Source organism: Streptomyces sp. A01, from assembly GCF_059026195.1.
Map to the genome: position 1 here is coordinate 13,666 of NZ_JBWLKN010000046.1, position 20,497 is coordinate 34,162.

At 69.4% G+C, this 20,497-nt stretch carries 15 protein-coding genes and 2 pseudogenes; 15 read left to right on the forward strand and 2 right to left on the reverse strand.

What is annotated here, in order from left to right; translation table 11 throughout:
* The first annotated feature begins 75 nt into the window (after window positions 1-75).
* The 4 genes from AC5P1B_RS34050 to AC5P1B_RS34065 are packed head-to-tail and all read left to right on the forward strand — an operon-like array spanning window position 76 to window position 5,892.
* Window positions 76-1,371: a site-specific integrase gene (locus AC5P1B_RS34050; RefSeq protein ID WP_493891882.1), complete on the forward strand. Its 1,296-nt coding sequence runs from the start codon at window positions 76-78 to the stop codon at window positions 1,369-1,371.
* Window positions 1,368-3,158 carry a hypothetical protein gene (locus AC5P1B_RS34055; protein WP_493891883.1) on the forward strand — a complete coding sequence of 597 codons (1,791 nt, stop codon included), beginning with the start codon at window positions 1,368-1,370 and terminating at the stop codon, window positions 3,156-3,158. The genes AC5P1B_RS34050 and AC5P1B_RS34055 overlap by 4 nt, the downstream gene beginning before the upstream one ends.
* Complete coding sequence (locus AC5P1B_RS34060) at window positions 3,155-5,368, forward strand: hypothetical protein (protein WP_493891884.1); 2,214 nt, start codon at window positions 3,155-3,157, stop codon at window positions 5,366-5,368. Before AC5P1B_RS34055 ends, AC5P1B_RS34060 begins: the two co-directional genes overlap by 4 nt.
* A complete protein-coding gene (locus AC5P1B_RS34065) occupies window positions 5,365-5,892 on the forward strand; it encodes a hypothetical protein (protein WP_493891885.1) in 528 nt (175 codons plus the stop codon). The genes AC5P1B_RS34060 and AC5P1B_RS34065 overlap by 4 nt, the downstream gene beginning before the upstream one ends.
* 8 nt (window positions 5,893-5,900) lie before the next feature.
* Here the strand turns inward: AC5P1B_RS34065 and AC5P1B_RS34070 are convergent, their stop codons facing one another.
* Complete coding sequence (locus AC5P1B_RS34070) at window positions 5,901-7,298, reverse strand: NsdA family TPR-like regulatory protein (RefSeq protein ID WP_493891886.1); 1,398 nt, start codon at window positions 7,296-7,298, stop codon at window positions 5,901-5,903.
* A gap of 335 nt (window positions 7,299-7,633) precedes the next feature.
* Between AC5P1B_RS34070 and AC5P1B_RS34075 the strand changes: the two genes are divergently transcribed.
* The 6 genes and pseudogenes from AC5P1B_RS34075 (at window position 7,634) to AC5P1B_RS34100 (ending at window position 14,056) form a co-directional block, all read left to right on the forward strand.
* A complete protein-coding gene (locus tag AC5P1B_RS34075) occupies window positions 7,634-9,400 on the forward strand; it encodes an asparagine synthetase B family protein (RefSeq protein ID WP_493891887.1) in 1,767 nt (588 codons plus the stop codon).
* A gap of 28 nt (window positions 9,401-9,428) precedes the next feature.
* Entirely contained in the window at window positions 9,429-9,869 is a 441-nt protein-coding gene (locus AC5P1B_RS34080; protein ID WP_493891888.1) for an NUDIX domain-containing protein, read from the forward strand.
* Between the two features lie 125 nt (window positions 9,870-9,994).
* A complete protein-coding gene (locus AC5P1B_RS34085; RefSeq protein ID WP_493891900.1) occupies window positions 9,995-11,260 on the forward strand; it encodes a UDP-glucose dehydrogenase family protein in 1,266 nt (421 codons plus the stop codon).
* Window positions 11,261-11,451: 191 nt separating this feature from the next.
* Window positions 11,452-12,345, forward strand: a pseudogene (gene dprA / locus AC5P1B_RS34090) (DNA-processing protein DprA); the annotation flags it as partial.
* A 242-nt stretch (window positions 12,346-12,587) separates the two neighbouring features.
* Window positions 12,588-13,424: an RNA polymerase sigma factor WhiG gene (whiG, locus tag AC5P1B_RS34095; RefSeq protein ID WP_493891889.1), complete on the forward strand. Its 837-nt coding sequence runs from the start codon at window positions 12,588-12,590 to the stop codon at window positions 13,422-13,424.
* 92 nt (window positions 13,425-13,516) lie between these two features.
* Window positions 13,517-14,056 (forward strand): TetR/AcrR family transcriptional regulator, encoded by a 540-nt coding sequence (locus AC5P1B_RS34100; RefSeq protein WP_493891901.1) that lies wholly within the window; start codon window positions 13,517-13,519, stop codon window positions 14,054-14,056.
* A 401-nt stretch (window positions 14,057-14,457) separates the two neighbouring features.
* Here the strand turns inward: AC5P1B_RS34100 and AC5P1B_RS34105 are convergent.
* Window positions 14,458-15,369: pseudogene (locus AC5P1B_RS34105) on the reverse strand (M23 family metallopeptidase); the annotation flags it as partial.
* 303 nt (window positions 15,370-15,672) lie between these two features.
* On the opposite strand from AC5P1B_RS34105, the gene rpsB reads away from it, so the two are divergent.
* The 5 genes from rpsB (at window position 15,673) to AC5P1B_RS34130 (ending at window position 20,486) form a co-directional block, all read left to right on the forward strand.
* A complete protein-coding gene (rpsB, locus tag AC5P1B_RS34110; protein ID WP_493891890.1) occupies window positions 15,673-16,632 on the forward strand; it encodes a 30S ribosomal protein S2 in 960 nt (319 codons plus the stop codon).
* Between the two features lie 159 nt (window positions 16,633-16,791).
* Entirely contained in the window at window positions 16,792-17,628 is an 837-nt protein-coding gene (tsf, locus tag AC5P1B_RS34115; protein ID WP_493891891.1) for a translation elongation factor Ts, read from the forward strand.
* Window positions 17,629-17,818: 190 nt separating this feature from the next.
* Entirely contained in the window at window positions 17,819-18,595 is a 777-nt protein-coding gene (gene pyrH / locus AC5P1B_RS34120; RefSeq protein ID WP_493891892.1) for a UMP kinase, read from the forward strand.
* Window positions 18,596-18,765: 170 nt separating this feature from the next.
* Complete coding sequence (gene frr, locus AC5P1B_RS34125; protein ID WP_493891893.1) at window positions 18,766-19,323, forward strand: ribosome recycling factor; 558 nt, start codon at window positions 18,766-18,768, stop codon at window positions 19,321-19,323.
* Complete coding sequence (locus AC5P1B_RS34130; RefSeq protein ID WP_493891894.1) at window positions 19,323-20,486, forward strand: phosphatidate cytidylyltransferase; 1,164 nt, start codon at window positions 19,323-19,325, stop codon at window positions 20,484-20,486. Before frr ends, AC5P1B_RS34130 begins: the two co-directional genes overlap by 1 nt.
* Window positions 20,487-20,497: the final 11 nt, after the last annotated feature.

A 20,497-nucleotide genomic window follows, 5' to 3' on the forward strand; every position in this document is an offset into this window, starting at 1 on the left:
GAGCGCGAGCGCGCACTGGGTTTCCGGGACCGCCAGCCAATTCTGCTTTCTCCTCTGGGCCGGGTGGACGCGCGGATGGCAGAGATTTTCCGGCGCGGGCGCTTCGCGGTGAAGGCTCAGGGCACGCAGGAGTCGTACGTGCCGGATCTCCGGCTGTTCTTCACGTTCTTGTGGCGGCGGGGACTGGACTGGGACCAGGCGATAGCCGACGACCTTGAGGACTGGGAGGACTGGCGGCTGCGCGGGGCCGGTAACCCGAGCCCGATCGGCGGCTCGAAGTGGGGCCGCGAGCTGGCCGCGATGCGGTTGTTCTATGACCTGGCCGTGGAGCGGCAGCACATGCAGGCCAGCCCCGTACGCACCCGCTCGGTCGTCACCCGGGACGGCGCGATAGCCGAGATCGCCGAGTTGGCGCCGAAGGACGTACGCGCTTCCAACGTGAAGTGGCTGACGCCGCGCGCTTACCGGCTGTGGCGTGATGTGGGGCTCGGGGGCCTGTTGCCCAACGGGCTGGAGGACGAGAGCTGGCGGGGCCGCAACGACGGCCGGGACACCGCTTATGCGGATCTGGTCTATTCCACCGGGCTGCGGCGCCGGGAGGCTGGCACGCTGGTCACGGCCGAACTGCCCGCACTCGGGGACCGGCGTTACTACGCCGGGAACGTGGCGAAGGCGGTCGCCAAGCGGGCGGGCCGCTTCTTCTACGCCAGCCATGGGGCCTTGCAGGGCGTGGAGACCTACCGGATCACCACGCGGGCCCAGGCGGTCCGCCGTGCTCAGCGCCGCGGGCTCTACGAGCAGATCGAGGGCCGGCGGATCGTCGAGGAAGTCTCCCGGCGGGGGCTGGTGCGCTGGACGGAGACGAACGGCCAGGGCGGACGGGCCCATTTGGACACGCTGACCGACCGGCAGCGGCTGCTGCTGTTCGTCCGGGGGGACGATGGGCTGGAACCGGCGATGGTGTGGCTGGCGGAGTCCGGTCTGCCGATGCGTTACCGGGGCTGGAGCAAGGTCTTCGAGCGGGCCAGCGAGCGCTGCCAGGCCCGGGGCCTGGGGGTATGGGCCACGCCGCACATGCTGCGGCATTCGATGGCTCTTCGCGTTCTGCTCGCGCTCAACCGTGCGCTGGACCGCCGTCTGGGCCTGACCCCGGCCCAGCGGCGGAACTACGAAGATATCTACGGAAATGTGTGGGTGATGGTGAAGGACCTGCTGGGACACGCTTCGGAGGAGACGACGCGGGAGATTTACCTGGAGCCGCTGCGTGGACTGCAACTGGACTCGTTGCTGAACGATGAGGACAACCCGAGCAACGAGGAACTGCTGGCCGGCCTTGCCGCCCGCACCGGTCTGATCCTGGACGTGGCATGACGGCCCGCAAGCGCGGGGCGGCCCTGCCCCCGGCGGACTACCGGCGGCCTCAGGCCGTCGATGCCTCCGGGCTGATCGTCCGGCCCGTCAACCAGGGCGGGCTGGCGCTGGGCATCTACGACTTCACCGACAGCCCCGGGCCCGAGCAGATGCGGCGTGAGCTCGTGGCCGCCTTCGCCGCCCGGGGCCTGCGGCACTGGGACAGTGAGGACACCTACCGCACCCGGGCAAGGGGGCTGAAGACGTTCATCGCCTGGGCGGCGGAACTTGACCCGCCGATCGCGTCGATGGCCCAGTTCACCGCTGCCCACTGGAAAAGGTGGCGGCTGACGGGCAGCGTCGATCGGGCCACCCTCGGTGTGGTGCTGGGAGAGATTGCGTCGCTGCCGGAGGCGACGAGGGCTGTGGTCACGGCCCGCATCCGCCGGCAGAAGCCGTCGGTCAAGACCGGATACTCCCGCGCGGAACTGAAGGCGATCCGGTACGCGGCGGCCAAGACCGTCAGGACGGCCCGTCTGCGGATCGCGGACAACGTCACGCTGCTGGAACGCTGGCGGGCCAACGCTGCGGGCCTGGAGGACGAGGACGCGCGGTGGGGCGAGCTGCTGGACCACATGGCCCGCACGGCTGACGCTCCGCGCCAGCCGTGCGGACAGATGCCCGACCGCGTCAAGAAAGTGATCGTGAAGGAGGGCTTCGGCCGGGCGATATCCCGACTGTTCCCGACACCCACGGAGATGGGGGCAGCCGCGATCCTGCTGGCCTGCCACGAGGCATGGAATATGTCGGTGCTGGAGAAGATGCAGATCCCCACGCACTGGCCGAATGCCGATCAGGACACTGACGAGCCGGCGGTCCACCACGTTGTCACCGACAAGCCCCGCCGACGTGGGCGGCGCCACAGCACCAACAATCTGGTCAACGTCGGCGAAGGCAGCGCGGGCCAGGCCATGCAGCAGGTCCTCGACATATCCGCCCAGGCACGGGCGACCTTGGACCGGTTGGGGACGCCCACCACCTCCCTGTTCCTGTCCCGCCGGGTGACACCTGGCGGGGCGAAGGACCCGGGGCCGTTCACTGACGGCCGAGGGCTGGAGTGGGCTATCCGGGCCTGGGCCCGCCAGCAGGAAGCAGACGATCCGAACTTCCCCGCAGGGGTGGCCTCCAGGACCGTGCGGCATGCGGTGCAGGTCATCCACGGCGGCCCACGTAACAACACCGAGACCGTCCACCGTGACGCCTACCTCATGCAGGACCAAGGGGTGCGCGACGATGCCGCCGACATCGTCGCCGAGGCCCTGGGCGCCGCCGTGGCCCAAGCCCGGGCCCAGGTGCAGATGCGTGTGATCGTCGAGGACGACGGCAGCGGGGACCCGGACGCGCAGGAGATCGCCGAGCAGGCCGGGGTCGGCGCGGAGACCGCTCAGGGTGTCGTCAGCGGGCGCCTGGACACCCCGGTGGCCGCCTGCACCGACTTCGAGCACAGCCCCTTCACCGCGTCGGGTCCGTGCGAGGTGTCATTCCTCTTGTGCTTCGCCTGCCCCAACGCCCTGGCCACAGGGCGGCACCTGCCGCGGATCATCTACCTCCACCAGGTTCTGGAAGCCCAGCGTTCGGTGGCCAGCGCGTCCGCCTGGCTCCAGGACTGGGCCGCCCACCATGCCCGTGTCGCCGACCTGCTGGACAAGCACTGCCCCGTGGAAGCCCGCCCCGCGCTGTTGGCCACGCTCAGCGACCACGACCGGAACCTCGTGGACCGCATGCTCGAAAGAAGGCTCGACCCGTGATCCGCGAAGCAACCGCACCTCTGTTCGACGGCATCACGCTGGTGAACCCGGCACCGGACACGCCGGTGATCCCTGCCGGCCGGCTGCGGCCGGGTATCGACCTCGCACGCGTCTCCGTGTTCGGCGACCGGCGGTGGGCCTTGTCGGACATGGAGCGCAAGCAGACCGGTGAGACCAAGTTCCTCGACTGGGACACCTTCCCGGAACCCTTCCAGGCGTCGTTGCAGCGCATCGGATGGGCCGTGATCAATATTGAGACGCCGGACGTGTTGCTGCGACGCGCCCGCACGACGTCCCGCCCCTTGATCGCGGCCGGGACGGTCCACCACGCGGCGAAGGGCTGGCGGGAGTTCACGCGCTGGCTGGTCCAGCGGCAGGTCACCGGCTTCGACCAGGTCGACCGGGCAGTCATGGAGGACTTTGCGTCCATGATCGCCGCGAAGGGCAGGACGTTTGCCCATGACAGGAACGTCCTGCTCGCGGTCACCCGGATCTGGGCCTACGCACCGTTTCTGCTGCCGCAGGACCGGCTGGTGATGCCTCCGTGGGACGACACCGGGGCCGTACTCACGGACTTCCTCGGCGAGAACGACGACGGCCGGGGTGAGAACAAGACGGAGGTGATCCACCCGGCGACCATGTCCCCGCTCCTGGTCTGGTCCCTGCGGGTCGTCACCGATCTGGCGCCGGACATCCTGGCCGCCATCGGAGAACACCGGCGCCTGCTGGCCCGTATCCCGGCCTCATCGTCGGGGTCAGCCACGGGTGTGCTGGAACGATACTTCGCGGATCTGCGCGTCACAGGCCAGCCGATTCCGGTCTACACCGCCCCCAACGCCGACCGCCGCGCGAAGGCCACGCTCGCCCGCACCGGCCACGACCAGGGCCAGCGTCCTGGCGTGAACCAGGCGTTCATCGCTGGCACGCTGGGCATCCACAAGAAGCAGGTCGCCAACTTCATGCGTGATCAACCCGAGGCGTGGGCGGACCTGGAGTTCAGCCGTGGCGCTTTGCTGGACATCCCTGTCACGGGCCGGATCGACGGCGAGCGGTGGACGGATGGCATCGACTTCGCCGAGGTTAAGGATCTGACTCTGCATCTGGTCACTGCCTCGCTGGTGGTCATCGCATATTTGTCCGGAATGCGGCAGGAAGAAGCCCTCCATCTGGAGCGCGGATGCGCCCACCGTGAGACGCGCGGGGACGGCACCATCCGCTACCGCGTCAACGGGCGGCATTTCAAGGGCGTCACCGACGAGGACGGCAACACCGTCCCCGAGGGCGAGATGCGCCCCGAGCCGTGGACCGTGATCGAGCTGGTCCACCGCGCCATCGCGGTGGTCGAGCAGGCACACGACGAGACCTTGCTGTTTCCCTCCAGCATCACCAAGCAGCGTCGGGCCTCAGCGCATCATGGCGAGGCGATCAGGACCGGCTGGGTGAAGGACCGGATCGGCTACCTGATGGCCTGGGCGAACGGGCTGGCCACCGTCCATGGGCGCGGTCATGAGGTGATCCCTCCGGATCCCCAGGACACGCTGACGCTGGGGCGGTTTCGCAGAACCGTCGCGTGGTTCATCTACCGGCGGCCGGGCGGGCGTCTCGCGCTGGGGCTTCAGTACGGCCATGTCGGCTCTTCCATGGGGGAGTCGTACGGGAGCCGCACGAAGTTCGACATGCTCAGCGTCCTGGACTTCGAGGAGAGCCTGGCGGTCGCCGAGACCCTGGCCGAGGCGGGTGACCGGCTGGAGGCCGGGGAAGGGGTCAGCGGCCCGGCCGCGGGCCGTTATCTGGCTGCCGCTCAGGAGTTCCGGGCGCGCTACGAGGGCGGGTTCCTCACCCGGCGCCAGCACACCGCGTTGCAGGCCAACCCCCGCTTGCGTGTCTATGAGAGTGAGAATGCCCTCCTGACCTGCAACTTGGATCCTTTCAAGGCGTTGTGTGATCCGGATCTCGGTCAGGGGAACGGCTTGCGGACCCCGAGCTTCAACCGCTGCAACCCGGCCTGCGCGAACATCTCGCGGACCGACACCCATATCGAGCGCGCGCAAGTGGAGAAGCAGCAGCTGGCCGAAGAACTCGCCGACGGATTGAACCCGCAGCCCGTGGCCCTGCGCTTGGAGCAACGGATCGAAAAGCTCGACCTGATCATCGAGTCGCACGGGGCGACGCGCATCGAGCCCACCCTGACCGCTGAGGAGCGTGAATGACCCAGATACAGTCCACCACCGAGCCCACTGCGGCGGCGGGCGCCGAGGCGCCGTTGTCGGCGGGCATCGCCCAGACCGTCGGGGCTGTGCTGGCCCAGGTCTCCGCAGCGGCCACACCGGACAGCCCGCAGGACGCGGCGGAGATCCAGGCGATCACGGACGCGATGGTCCGCTTGCTGGTCGGGGTTCCCCTGCGGTCCGACGGCCAGCTGACGGTGAAGGCGCTGGCCGAAGAGGCCGGGCTGAGGCGCAACAAGCTCACCCACAAGCACACCGGGTTGAAGGACCTCTTCTATGCGCTGTTGCGGGCGCGGGAAGTGCGGCCGGCGGTCGCTGATCAGCTGGCGAGGCACAACGAAGAACTCAAGGCGAAGCTGAAGGCGGTCTGCGAGGAGCGTGACGCGCTGAAAGAGCAGGCCAAGCAGTTCGCCCGCGTCGTCCACGTTCTGGAAGTAGAGAACCACCAGCTTCGTGAGTCAGCGGACACCGGCGGTGTCGTCCGCGTTCTCAAGCCCCGGGGGTGAGCCGCTGTTCATGCGGCGACACCGAGTTCCTTGCGGGTCCGCTGGACGAATGCGCGGACGGCCGGTTCGCGCCGCCAGGGAGAGAGGGCGGTGTTGAACTCGCGGACGTAGTCCAGGGCCCGGGAGGACTGGACGCGGGCGAGGATATCGACGGACCGGTGGCCCAGTTCCAGGCCGTGATCGAGGTCGCGGGCCTGGAGGTGGGCGGTTCCCACGATGGCCAGGCGCATGCCGACGGAGCGGGTGAAGACGCCCGGCGGCATGGCGGCGGCCCGCTGGTTCCAGGCCAGGGCGGCCTGGGGGTTGTTCAGGTCGCGGAAGACCTCGGCGGCGTCGGCGGAGAGCCGTGAGTGGTGATAGAAGTCGATCCACGCGGGCTCGTCGCCGCTGTCGTCCTTCGCCTGTTCCAGCAGCGTCTCGGAGGCGGCCAGGGCCCGGGAGGCGGCCCTGGGATCGTTCTCGCGGGCGTGGGCGCGGGCCTCGATCAGCTTGGTGAACGCCAGCACCCGGGGCACCGCCTGGCCTTTCGCCCGCTCATAGGCGCCCTGGGCCATATCGACGGCCTCGCCGGCGAACCCGCGCAGGAGCGACTGCATGGCCATCGTGGTCAGGACATAGCAGCCCAGCTGGACGTCGCCGCCCGCGCGGGCGAGGCGGAGAGCCTGGACGAAGTGCCGTTGGGCGACGTCGTGTTCTCCGACGTCGAAGGCCGTCCAGCCAGCCAGTCGGGACAGTTCCGCGGTGACGGAGAACAGTTCGCGGCCGACGTCGTCGGCGAAGGAGCCCCGCAGCAGCGGGGCCGCCCGCTCCTGGAGGCAGGTGGTGACGGAGTTGGCCTTCCAGTTCCCGCCGCCGTATTTGGAGTCCCACCGCCGGGCGTCGTCGGCGGCCTCGTGCAGTTCGTCGAGGTCTGCGCGGCCGACCTGGTGGCCGCCGTCGTGGTCGGCGGTCTCGTCGGCGGGGGTGACCAGCCAGCGGGTGACGGGGGTGGTGAACGCGGATACGGCGAAGCCGGGTGCGCCCGTGGTGAGGAAATCGCGGCGGTTCACGGAGCTCCAGAATGAAGTGGCGACGCGGACGGCGTCAGCGGGATCTCGCGGGAAATCCAACCCCATGTTCGCTTCCGGTGTCTGCGCATCGCCCAGACCGATTTCGCCAAGGCTGACAGGTCTGCCCAGCCGTTCACCGATCGCCTGGGCGAGGAGCCTCGGGACTGGCCACTTCGGCGTCATCCCGCGCCGGCACCAGTTCGCCACGGAGGTATGCGAGTAGTCGGTCTCCATCCCGGCCTGCTGGGCGAGCTGGTTGATCCGGTGGGCCAGGGACTTATGGCTCGCACCGCAGCCTTCGATGAGCCGGGCCAGATCCGCGTTGGGCGGACGGCTCCGGCGGACGGTCGATGTCACGGCGTCCCCCTGACCAGTCACTTAAGCGTTACGCACACGAAGAGTCGCACTGACCGGCGCCCGGAAGCCGTACGCGACTGAGCACGTTCAGTGGCACGCGACGGCAGCTGGGCATTTTCGTCCGTACGCGTTTCCCGCGTGTTGGGTCACCGAGGGTATTGCCTTGCGGGCTCGCGGTGAACCGCGCATGCGAGTTGTGAGCCCCCCTGCGAGCCCTCCCCGCGATCACCCCCAGCCGGTGTGATGAGGGTTCAGGCCACCGCCGGAACCGGAGCGACCTCCTTCCGGCGGTGGCCGCCGCCAAGGCATCCCAACCACCCTCGGGGGTGAACCAGATGTGCGGAATCGCAGGACTGGCCGGAGGCGACGCCTCCCGGCACGAGATGACGGTCGGCGCGATGGGCTCCTCGCAGGCCCATCGAGGACCGGACGGCACGATGCATGCCGCCTCGGTCGACGGGCGGGCGGTGCTGGCCATGAACACGCTGCTCATCGTTGACCCGCAGGCCATGCCCGGCCCCTACCTCGACCGCCCCTCCGGGGTGCTGCTGGCCTTCAACGGCGAGATCTACAACTTCCGCCAGCAGGCCAAAGCCTGGGGCATCGAACTGGCTGCCCGTGAGTCGGATGCGCACTTCCTGCTGCGGGCCTGGGCGAAGATCGGCCCATCCTGCCTGGACGGGCTGGACGGCATGTTTGGCCTGGCCGTCTACGACCCGCGCGTCCGCAAGCTCTTCCTCGCTCGGGACCGGCTGGGGGAGAAGCCGCTCTACTGGCGGCTGGACGGCGGCCGGCTCGCGTTCGCCTCCGAGGTCACCACCCTGACCGGCTACGGCAGTGCCCCGCCGGTCCTGCGGCCTGAGATGGTCTCCATCGAGACCCCGACCGGCGCCGACACCCCCTTCCAGGGCATCCAGCTGCTGGCCCCGGCCACTCTGATGGCGTTCGACACCGCCACCGGCTCCCTCGACCAGCACACCTGGTGGTCGCTGGAGAACCAGCAGCCCTTCGAGGGGAACTTCACGGAGGTTCGGGCCCGCTTCTCGGTCGTGCTGGCCCAGCAGGTCCCGCTGCGGGCCCCGGTCGGCGACTTCGCCCTGCTGTTATCGGGCGGCTTGGACTCCTCGGTGCTGGCCTACCTGATGCGTCCGCCGGTCTGCATCACGGTCCGCTACCCGGGTCAGGACCGGCTGGACGAGTCCAAGACCGCTGCGGCCATCGCCCGGGACATCGGCGCCGAGCTGGTGGTGGTCGAGCCGGACACGGCGGACTTCACCACGGTGCTGCCGCACATGGTCTCGGCACTGGACTATCCGATGGGCAACGCGTCGACGTTCTCCGAGTACATGGCCTACCGCAAAGCGTCCGACCTCGGTCTCAAGGTCGTCGTCGGCGGGCTGGGGCCGGATGAGTTCCTGATGGGCTACGTCCGTCACGCGCTCGTCCTCTTCGGCGCCGACGCCGTCCTGGCCGCTGGGCTGGAGGCATACCGGCCGCTGGCCGCGAAACTGATGCACGCCGCCGGGCAGGCGCTGGATCCGGCGGAGGCGGCCACCCGGCTCATCCTGCGCGGCCCCGACCCCGAGGGCCGTATCCGCGACCTGGTCGGCGGCGCGATGAGCCGGGCCGGCGGAGATCTAGCCCGCGCCCTGACACTGGCCGATCTGGCCACTGCCTGGCGGCCGCTCGTGATGACCAGCGACAAACTCGCCTCCGCCTACGGCCTCGAACGCCGCTCGCCCTACCTCGCCCGCGACCTGGTGGAACTGTCCTACCGGCTGCCGGCCGAATACAAGATCACCGATCCGGCCGAGGGGAAGCGGATCCTGCGGGACGCAGCGAAGGCCCTGGGACTGCCGAGGGAGGTCTGGGGCAGCCGGGACAAGCTCGGCTTCGCCAGCCCCGTCCCCGCCTGGCTTAACGGCCCCCTCGCCGCCTGGGCCGATGATCAGATCCGCACCGCCCTCACGGACGCCCCCGCGGCCTGGCGGCCGTTGCTGGAAGGCGGACTCAAGCCCGGCGGCCGGTTCGACCGCACCCGGATGCAGGCCCTGATGGCAGCCGCCTGGTTTCGCGCCCCGTCGGTGAGGGCTGCCGCATGATCTCCAACCCCGTTACTACGGTGGTCGGATGCAATCCGACACCACCACCTCCCCACAGTCGTCCACCGCCCGCGGAGCGGTCGCGGTCATCGCCAACCGGCGCGGTGAACTCCTGCTCCACCTGCGTGACGACCTGCCGGGCGTCATCGCCTGGCCCGACCACTGGAGCCTGCTGGGAGGCGGCGCGGACGGCGATGAAGCCCCGGCCGACGCGATCGTCCGCGAGCTCGACGAAGAAGCCGGCCTGGCCGTCGCCGACCTGGCCGAACTCTTCGAGATCCCCGACGTCCACGGCTCGGGACAGATCATCACCTTCTTCTGTGGCAGCTGGGACGGCGACGAGACCCAGCTGCCCCTCGCGGAGGGCGTCAAGCTCCAGTTCTTCGCCCCCGAACACCTCGACATTCTCATGATCCCGCCGTTCATCCGTGACGGGATTCACCGCTATCTGGCCGCCCGGCCCGCCTGATCACCCCGCCCTCCCGGGCGGGGAGGGGTGGGGCCGCCGCAGGCGGCCCCACCCGAAGGGAACACCCGCTCGTGAAGCTCACCGTCATCGGCTGCGGCTACCTCGGCGCCACTCACGCGGCCTGCATGGCCGAACTCGGACACGACGTGATCGGCATGGACGCCGACATGGACAAGGTCCACGTCCTCAACTCCGGCAAGGCCCCGTTCTTCGAACGTGACCTCGATGACCTGCTGGCCAAGCACACCGCCTCGGGCCGCCTGAAGTTCACCGCCTCCTACGCGGAAGCCGCCGCCCACGGCGACCTGCACTTCATCGGGGTCGGCACCCCGCAGCAGGCCGGCGAGAACGCCTACGACCTGACTCATCTGTTCTCCGCAGTCCGCCAGCTCGCACCCCGCCTGAAGGGCCCGGCCGTGGTCGCGGTCAAGTCGACGGTCCCGGTCGGCACCGCAACCCGCGTCGCTAAAATCCTGAAGGAGTTCGCACCGGCCGGGGACGCGATCGAGGTCGCCTGGAACCCGGAGTTCCTGCGGGAGTCGTTCGCCATCGAGGACACCCTCCGCCCCGACAGGCTCGTCCTCGGCTTCAATACCGAGCACTCCTGGGCCGAAGCGGTCCTGCGGCAGTGCTTCAGCAAGATCATCGAAGCGGGGACGCCGACGATCGTCACCGACTGGGCCACCGCCGAACTCGCCAAGGCGTCCGCGAACTCCTTCCTCGCCACGAAGATCTCCTTCATCAACGCCATCGCCGAGGTCTGCGAAGCGTCCGGCGCCGACGTCACCCAGCTCGCCGACATCCTCGGCCACGACGTCCGCATCGGCCGCCGCGGCATGCGGCCCGGCCTCGGCTTCGGCGGCGGCTGCCTGCCCAAGGACATCCGCGGCTTCATGGCCCGCGCCGGCGAGCTCGGCGTCGACCAGGCCCTGACGATCCTCCGCGAGGTCGACGCGATCAACAACCGGCGCCGCGAGCGCATGGTCGACCTCGCCCGCGAACAGCTCGACGGCAACCTCATGGGCAAGCGCATCACGGTCTGGGGCGCCGCCTTCAAGCCGAACACCGACGACATCCGCGACTCGCCCGCCCTCGCCGTCGCCCACAAGCTCCACGAACTCGGCGCCACCGTCACCGTCACCGACCCCAAGGCCCTCGACAACGCTCGCAAGACCCACCCCGAGCTCGACTATGTCGAGGACCCGATCGCCGCAGTCCAGGACGCCGACCTGCTGCTACATCTGACAGAGTGGGCGCAGTTCAGTCACGTCGCACCCCACCGCCTCGCCCACCGCGCCGCAAGCCCGAAGGTCATCGATGGCCGCGGCACCCTCGACGCCGACACCTGGCGCGAAGCTGGCTGGACCGTCCGCGCCCTCGGCCGCCCCTGACTCGCCCGGCACCGCAGTATCAGCACGACAGATTCGGTCTCGGTCTTACTGACCGGGGCCGATCTCTCGTTTTCACTCTGGGGATGCCGAGCGCGATGAGATTGACAGACTTTTAGAGGCCGGTGAAGAGTGGAATGAAAGCCATTTCTGTTCGCCGATAGGCAGCGAGCAACACGCGCAGACTTGCCACGGAAGCCGAGTGGCCCGGGCAGCTCGACGATCTCGGTGACGCCCGTCCCGTGGGGCTGTGGGTGCGCGGCAGCGTGTCGCTGCGTCTGTGGGCGGTGAGGTCCGTCGCCGTGGTGGGGGCGCGGGCGTGCAGCGACTACGGCGCGCATATGGCGGCGACGCTGGGCGCCGGTCTTGCCGAACGGGGCTGGGTGGTGACCTCCGGTGCCGCCGCCGGAGTGGATGGCTCGGCGCATAGGGGAGCGCTCGCGGCGACGGGCGCCACCATCGCGGTCCTCGCTTCCGGTGTGAACATCCCTTATCCGCGGGGTCACGCTGAGCTGATCGGCAGGATCGCGGAACAGGGCCTGGTGGTTGCCGAGTTGCCGCCGGGCGGCCATCCCACGCGCAGCCGCTTCGTACTCCGTAACCGGGTCATCGCCGCGATGACACGCGGCACGGTGGTCGTGGAGGCTGAGTACCGCAGTGGGTCGCTGGTCACCGCGCGCTGGGCGCGGCGGCTCGGGCGCTGCGCGATGGGTGTGCCGGGTCCGGTGACCAGTGGGCTGTCGGCAGGGGTGCACGAACTCCTGCGCGGAGAGGGAGTGCTGGTGACCGACGCCGACGAAGTGGTTGAGGTGATCGGCAGCATCGGGGACCTCGCCCCCGACCGCCGGGGGCCGGTGGTGCGGCGCGACGTGCTGGAGCCGGTGGCCGCCCGGGTGCTTGAGGCACTGCCCCCGCGCGGTGCCGACGACGTCCGCGCGCTGGCCCGCGAGTCAGGGACAAGCTGCGACGAGGCGCTGGGCAAACTCTACGAACTGCTGTCGCTCGGCTTCGTCGAACGGCGGGGTGATCGCTGGGAGTTGACCTGGCGACCCGACCGGGGTGAAACCACGCGGCGAGGCGGTTCTTGATTTGGGGCAATTGGGTGAAAGGGTGTGAGGAATGACCGCATACACCCCCGCGGAGGTGACTTCCTGGTCCTCGTCTGTTTCGGCGGTCGTAACTCCAGGGTGCGGAGTACGGAACGAATCTGCGCCTCACGCAACCCACGTCGCTCGCACATTGCGACGCGGCAGTCACGCTACGCTCACAAGAATTCCGACGCGGGCACACGTCCTCACCCACGTCACGGCAGAACGGCTCAAGACGACGCATGCCCCAGCACACCCACGGGTCTGAACGCGCGACGGTGCCGCCCGCTGCCCGCGGCGCCGTCCGGCCACCAGCGCCCTCATCGCTCGAAGAGTTGTGGCGGTCGTACAAAGCCACGGGTGACAGCCGTCTGCGGGAACAGTTGATCTTGCACTACTCGCCCCTGGTGAAGTACGTGGCGGGCCGGGTGAGCGTGGGGCTGCCGCCCAACGTGGAACAAGCGGACTTCGTGTCATCGGGGGTCTTCGGCCTCATCGACGCGATCGAGAAGTTCGATCCAGGCCGGGCCATCAAGTTCGAGACGTACGCCATCACGCGCATCCGCGGCGCCATGATCGACGAACTGCGCGCGCTGGACTGGATTCCCCGCTCGGTCCGGCAGAAGGCCAGGGCTGTCGAGCGCGCGTACGCCACGCTGGAGGCGGCACTGCGGCGAACCCCCTCGGAAGCCGAGGTCGCCGCCGAGATGGGCATCGCCCTTGAGGAACTGCACGCTGTTTTCAGCCAGTTGTCACTGGCCAACGTGGTGGCTCTGGAGGAGCTTCTGCATGTCGGTGGGGAAGGCGGCGACCGGCTGACGCTGGGCGACACGCTGGAGGACACCGCAGCCGATGATCCCGTCGCGGTGGCCGAGGACCGCGAGCTGCGACGGCTGCTCGCGCGAGCCATCAACACGCTCCCGGAGCGGGAGAAGACCGTGGTGTCGCTCTACTACTACGAAGGGCTGACTCTCGCCGAGATCGGCCAGGTGCTCGGCGTCACCGAAAGCCGTGTCAGTCAGATCCACACCAAGTCCGTCCTCCAGCTTCGGGCGAAACTGGCCGACGTCGGACGCTGAATCGTCCCTCCTCCGTCGTCGTGATGGACAGGCGTACGTAGAGTGGGAGGGTGCCCAGGATTCGAGCGGCCTCGGTGGCCGAGCACCGGACGATGCAGCGCGGCGCCCTGCTGGACGCCGCCCGCACCTTGCTGTCCGAAGGTGGTACGGAGGCGCTGACGTTCCCCGCTCTCGCCGAGCGCACGGGACTCGCCCGGTCCTCCGTCTATGAGTACTTCCGGTCCCGTGCGGCCGTCGTCGAGGAACTGTGCGCCGTCGACTTCCCGGTCTGGGCCGCCGAAGTGGAGGCCGCGATGGAGCGCGCCGCCACCCCGGAGGCCAAGATCGAGGCGTACGTACGACAGCAGCTGACCCTCGTCGGCGACCGGCGCCACCGCGCCGTCGTCGCCATCTCCGCAGGAGAGCTGGACGCGGGCGCACGGGAGAAGATCCGCGCCGCGCACGGCGGGCTGATCGCCATGGTCGTTGAGGCGCTTGCCAGTCTCGGGCACGAACAGCCCCGGTTGACGGCGATGCTGCTGCAAGGCGTGGTGGACGCCGCGGTCCGGCGTATCGAACTCGGAGCCGCTGAGGACCCCGAGGGCATCACCGAGGCAGCCGTCCTGATGGCCTTGCGCGGCGTACGCGGCTGAGGCCGCCCCATCCGCCGCCGGGCCCAGACCGCCGTCAGCGCCGCAGCCAGTGCCTGGAGCAGCTCAGGGCGCATCATGGCGGCCGCCTGGGCAGGCCCGGGACGCAGCGGCCGCGCGTCTCCCCCCGCGCGGGGGGACTGGGTGGTGCGGCGGGCGCCCTGGCAGAGCGGGTTCGCGCAGCTGGAGCCGTAACGCGCGGGGCTCGTGCGGGCGGCCGCTCCGGGCCCTGAGCGCTCCTCCGTTCCCCTGGCCGCCGGGGAGGCGGACCCCTCCGGGACGCCGAAGACGGGCAGCAGGCGTGAGGGCCCGACGCGCAGCATCTCGGGCGGCAGCAGCGACAGGGGGTCGAGGTAGCGGTCCCCACGGCGCAGCCCCCAGTGCAGGCATCCGGCCGGGCAGTGGAACGGCCCCGCCTGCAGGACGCCGACGATCTCCCCGGCAGCCACCTTGTCGCCCTTCGCGACGAGGGCCCGCACGGGCTCGTAGGTGATCCGCAGGGGAGGTGTGCCGCTGCCGGACAGGGCGATCGCCAGCACTCCGCGCCCGGCGACCCGGCCGGCGAACGTCACCCGCCCCGAAGCTGCCGCCCGTACTGGCTGCCCGGCCCGCGCGGCGAGGTCCACTCCGCGGTGTCCCGCTGACCATGGTTCGGGCGGCGGCTCCCAGCCACGGATGACCGTCGGCCGCAGCGCCCCGGGCGCCGCGTCCACCGGCCAGGTCCGGTCCCTGGCCAGGCGTGGAACCCGTGCCCCCGGCACCCGCATCCCCGGCGCCCGGCGGGCCCGTGTCTGGTGGCCCTCCTTCCACGGTCCTGGCAGTTGATCGCCCAGCGCCATCGGAAAGAAGGCTCGTGGGAGGTGTGGCCCTGGCACCGGCGATGGGCTCGGCGGAGCGGGCGGACGGAGCGTGCCGGTAGGCCTGCGGGCGTCTGTGGCCGGGGAGACGTCACCGCCGGGGCCCGGGGTGATGCCGGAGCCCAGGCCGGCCCGGGGAGCGGTGCCGCCGTCGGCTCGCGAGGCGGGTGCGCTTGTCTGCGCTGCCGGGCTGGGCTGGCGCCCGGGGGCGCTCCGTGTCGCCTGGCGGACCTCCAAGGCCCGCTCGATCGCGGTGACGGCGCAGGTCACGGCGATCAGCCCGAAAGCGATGACCCCCGTCGTTGCCCACCGGACGAGCGGGGAACGGGGCCGGCCGAGCGCGGATGGGCGAGTGCTGCCGCCGGTGCGGACAACACGGCGGGCAGCGAAGGAAGCGGGCATATGGCCTGCGCGGCGGCCCGTGAGCTGGGTTCGGATGAGTTCGCGTGAGGAAGACATGGCACGACCGTGCCGCAGATAGCCGAATGGCGCTGATCTTGGTCGAAACCTGTGGATAACTCACCGGTTGTGGATATCGCCGTCACCCGTCACCGCGCGGGTCCCGTACACTTCAGATGGCGATCCGGGTCACCGGGTCGACTTCGCACGCCCCGCCACCGGCGCGTCAGTCCCTTCTTGGGCAGCCCGGCGGCCGCGTCCCTCGGTCTACGGAAGATTTCTTCTGCGGCAAGGCGCGTCGGGGCGTCAGGCGTGGCGGCCGCCCGGCCGCCACGGGAACCGAGCACCTCAAGGAGTACGGCCATGGCCGTCGTCACGATGCGGGAGCTGCTGGAAAGCGGCGTCCACTTCGGTCACCAGACCCGCCGTTGGAACCCGAAGATGAAGCGTTTCATCTTCACCGAGCGCAACGGCATCTACATCATCGACCTGCTCCAGTCGCTGTCGTACATCGACCGCGCCTACGAGTTCGTCAAGGAGACCGTCGCGCACGGCGGCTCCATCATGTTCATCGGTACGAAGAAGCAGGCGCAGGAGGCCATCGCCGAGCAGGCGACCCGCGTCGGCATGCCGTACGTCAACCAGCGCTGGCTGGGCGGCATGCTCACCAACTTCTCGACCGTCTACAAGCGCCTGCAGCGCCTGAAGGAGCTTGAGCTCATCGACTTCGAGGATGTGGCCGCCTCCGGCCTCACCAAGAAGGAGCTCCTGGTCCTCTCGCGTGAGAAGGCCAAGCTGGAGAAGACCCTCGGCGGCATCCGCGAGATGCAGAAGGTGCCGAGCGCCGTCTGGATCGTCGACACCAAGAAGGAGCACATCGCCGTTGGCGAGGCGCGCAAGCTCCGGATTCCGGTCGTCGCGATCCTCGACACCAACTGCGACCCGGACGAGGTCGACTACAAGATCCCGGGCAACGACGACGCGATCCGCTCCGTCACCCTGCTCACCCGCGTGATCGCCGACGCCGTCGCCGAGGGCCTCATCGCCCGCTCCGGTGCCGCCACCGGTGACGCGAAGGCCGACAAGGCCGCCGGCGAGCCGCTCGCCGAGTGGGAGCGCGACCTGCTTGAGGGCGAGACCGCCAAGAAGGCCGACGAGGCTGAGAAGCCCGCCGACGCCGCTGCCGCTGAGGCCCCGGCCGCCGCTGAGGCCCCGGCCGCCGCTGAGGCCCCGGCCGAGGCTCCGGCCGCCACTGAGGCTCCGGCTGCCGAGGAAGCTCCGGCTGCTGCCGAGGCCCCGGCCGCGGACGCCGAGCAGGCCTGACGACCCTCGCGGCAGGCCGGGTAGCCCTCGGCCCGCTGTGGTGTCGTGGCTGGTGACGGCGGGAGCGTCGCGTAACGCGGCGCCCCCGCCGTCCACCCGTAAGATCACAGATCTTTCGAGACCACCTTTCGAGACCTTTCGAGAAGAGATTCACAGACCATGGCGAACTTCACCGCCGCTGACGTCAAGAAGCTCCGCGAGCTCACCGGCGCCGGCATGATGGACTGCAAGAAGGCGTTGGACGAGGCCGAGGGCAGCGTCGACAAGGCCGTTGAGATCCTCCGCGTCAAGGGCCAGAAGGGCGTGGCCAAGCGCGAGAGCCGTAGCGCGACCAACGGCGCCGTCGTCTCGGTCATCGCCGACGACAACACCTCCGGCGTGCTGCTTGAGCTGAAGTGCGAGACGGACTTCGTCGCCAAGGGTGACAAGTTCGTCGCGGTCGCCGACGCCATCGCCGCCCACGTCGCGAAGACCTCCCCGGCCGACATCGACGCGCTCCGTGCGTCGGAGATCGAGCCCGGCAAGACCGTGCAGGCGTACGTGGACGAGGCCAACGCCACCCTCGGCGAGAAGATCGTCCTCGACCGCTTCGCGCAGTTCTCCGACGGCTTCGTCGCTGTGTACATGCACCGCACCAGCCCGGACCTGCCGCCCCAGGTCGGCGTGCTCGTGGAGCTGGACAAGGCGAACGCCGAGGTCGCCAAGGACGTCGCGCAGCACATCGCGGCCTTCTCGCCGAAGTTCCTCACCCGTGAGGAGATCTCGGCCGAGACGGTCGAGAACGAGCGTCGCGTCGCCGAGGCCACCGCGCGCGAGGAGGGCAAGCCCGAGGCTGCCCTCGCGAGGATCGTCGAAGGCCGCGTCACCGGCTTCTTCAAGGAGAACGTGCTGCTCGACCAGCCGTTCGCCAAGGACAACAAGAAGTCCGTCCAGAAGGTTCTGGACGAGGCCGGCGCCACGCTCAAGCACTTCGCCCGCTTCCGCGTCGGCGTCTGAGCTCCGATCGTGACTTCAGCCCCGAACGGGGCTGAGCCGGGGCAGCGAATGAGCGGCGACCCCGATAGGGTCGTACGCAGCCAGTCGTCCACCGGCTGGCCGCAGATGTGACGAGGAGGCCATTGCCGCAGAGGTCGATCAAGGACCACCCGGCAGTGGCCTCCTTCGTATGTGCACGAGGAGATCTCCCATGAATCAGGACGCCGATCAGGTCGATCAGGCCGACACGAAGACTGACGGAACCAAGCGTCGTCGGTTTCTGCTGAAGCTGTCCGGTGAGGCGTTCGCTGGCGGCGGAGGACTCGGCGTCGATCCCGACGTCGTGCACAAGATCGCCCGCGAGGTGGCGGCCGTCGTCCGGGACGGTGCCGAGATCGCCATCGTCATCGGCGGCGGAAACTTCTTCCGCGGCGCCGAACTCCAGCAGCGCGGTATGGACCGGGCCCGCTCCGACTACATGGGCATGCTCGGTACGGTCATGAACTGCCTCGCCCTCCAGGACTTCCTGGAAAAGGAGGGCATCGACTCCCGCGTCCAGACCGCCATCACCATGGGGCAGGTGGCGGAGCCCTACATCCCGCTCCGTGCCGTACGGCATCTGGAGAAGGGACGCGTCGTCATCTTCGGCGCGGGCATGGGAATGCCGTACTTCTCCACCGACACCACCGCCGCGCAGCGCGCCCTGGAGATCGACGCTGAGGCGCTGCTGATGGGCAAGAACGGCGTGGACGGGGTCTACGACGCGGACCCCAAGCTGAACCCGGACGCCGTCAAGTTCGACGCTCTCGGATACGCCGAGGTGATCACCCAGAACCTCAAGGTCGCCGACGCCACGGCGGTCACACTGTGCCGCGACAACGCGCTGCCGATCCTCGTCTTCGAGCTGCTGGCGGAGGGCAACATCGCGCGTGCGGTGAAGGGTGAGAAGATCGGCACGCTCGTCAGCGACCAGGGCACCCGGAACTGACGGTCCGTACCGCCTTCGTACGGCTGTCCGTACTCCCATACGGGCGGCAACTCCCGGCCGCCGGAAGACCCCGGCGCGGGGATGGACAACGGCCTGCCGGTCGGACACCGTGCAGGAGAAGACGCACGCAGGGGCGAGGCTCTGCTTACTGATAACACCAGGAGCAAGTGGTGATCGAAGAGATCCTCCTCGAGGCCGAGGAGAAGATGGAGAAGGCCGTTGTGGTCGCCAAGGAGGACTTCGCCGCGATCCGCACTGGGCGTGCGCACCCGGCGATGTTCAACAAGATCGTGGCGGAGTACTACGGGGCGCTGACGCCGATCAACCAGCTGGCGTCGTTCTCGGTTCCGGAGCCGCGCATGGCTGTGGTGACGCCGTTCGACAAGAGCGCGCTGCGCAACATCGAGCAGGCGATCCGCGACTCGGATCTGGGCGTCAACCCGAGCAATGACGGAGCCATCATCCGAGTGGTCTTCCCCCAGCTCACGGAGGACCGCCGCAAGGAGTACATCAAGGTCGCGAAGACCAAGGGCGAGGACGCGAAGATCTCCATCCGCAGCGTCCGTCGCAAGGCGAAGGAGACCATCGACAAGCTCGTCAAGGACGGCGAGACGGGCGAGGACGAGGGCCGTCGCGCCGAGAAGGAGCTTGACGACACCACCGCGAAGTACGTCACACAGGTGGATGAGCTGCTCAAGCACAAGGAAGCCGAGCTGCTCGAGGTCTGATGAACGACTCATCCTGGGGGGCTCCGCCCCGCGCCGGCTACGGGGCCCCGACCGACCAGGGCCCCTCCCCCTCGCTTCGTGGGGTGGTGCCCTCAACCTCGGCGGGTCCCGTGCGCGAGGCGGGCGAGGCGGCGCAAACTCGGCCCATGCCCATCGTGCCTGAGACAGGCGGAGACCAGGACGATCAGGGGGCCGCCCCGTCGGGCGGCCCCCTGTTCCGCGACGAGCAGGAGCCGTCGGCCGCCCCGTCCCCCAAGCCTTCCCGGGAACCTTCCCGGGAGCCCGCACGGGAGAACTCTGTGAAGCCTTCGGCGGACCAGCCCGGTACGCCGTCGGCGCCGCAGAAGAAGCGTGCGGGCCGCGACCTGCGCGCCGCGATAGGGGTGGGCCTCGGCCTGGGCGCGCTCATCGTCGTTTCCCTCTTCTTCGAGAAGATCCTGTTCGTCGGCGTCATCACGGTCGCCGTCGTCGTCGGGCTGTGGGAGCTGACCTCACGGCTCGCCGAACGCAAGGAGATCCGGGCGCCACTGGTGCCGCTCGCGGTGGGCGGCGCCGCGATGGTCGTCGCCGGTTACGTACGCGGCGCGGAGGGCGCATGGGTGGCGATGGCGCTGACGGCGCTCGCGGTGCTTGCGTGGCGGATGACAGAGCCGCCGGAGAACTACCTCAGGGACGTCACGGCAGGCATCTTCGCGGCCTTCTACGTGCCGTTCCTGGCCACGTTCGTCGCCCTCATGCTCGCGGCCGACGACGGGCCTCAGCGGGTACTGATCTTCCTGGTGCTGACTGTGGTCAGCGACACCGGGGCGTACGCCGTCGGCTGGAAGTTCGGCAAGCACCGGCTGGCACCGCGCATCAGTCCGGGCAAGACGTGGGAAGGGCTGCTGGGGGCGGTCGCCTTCGCCATGGTGGCGGGCGCTCTGTGCATGCACTTCGTGATCGAGGACGGTGCCTGGTGGCAAGGGCTCATCCTGGGCCTCGCGGTCGCCTCCAGCGCGACACTCGGTGACCTCGGTGAGTCCATGATCAAGCGAGACCTCGACATCAAGGACATGGGCACGCTGCTGCCGGGGCACGGCGGCATCATGGACCGGCTGGACTCGCTGCTGCCGACCGCGCCGATCGTCTGGCTTCTGCTGGTGGTCTTCGTCGGCTCCGGCTGACCGCTCGGCAG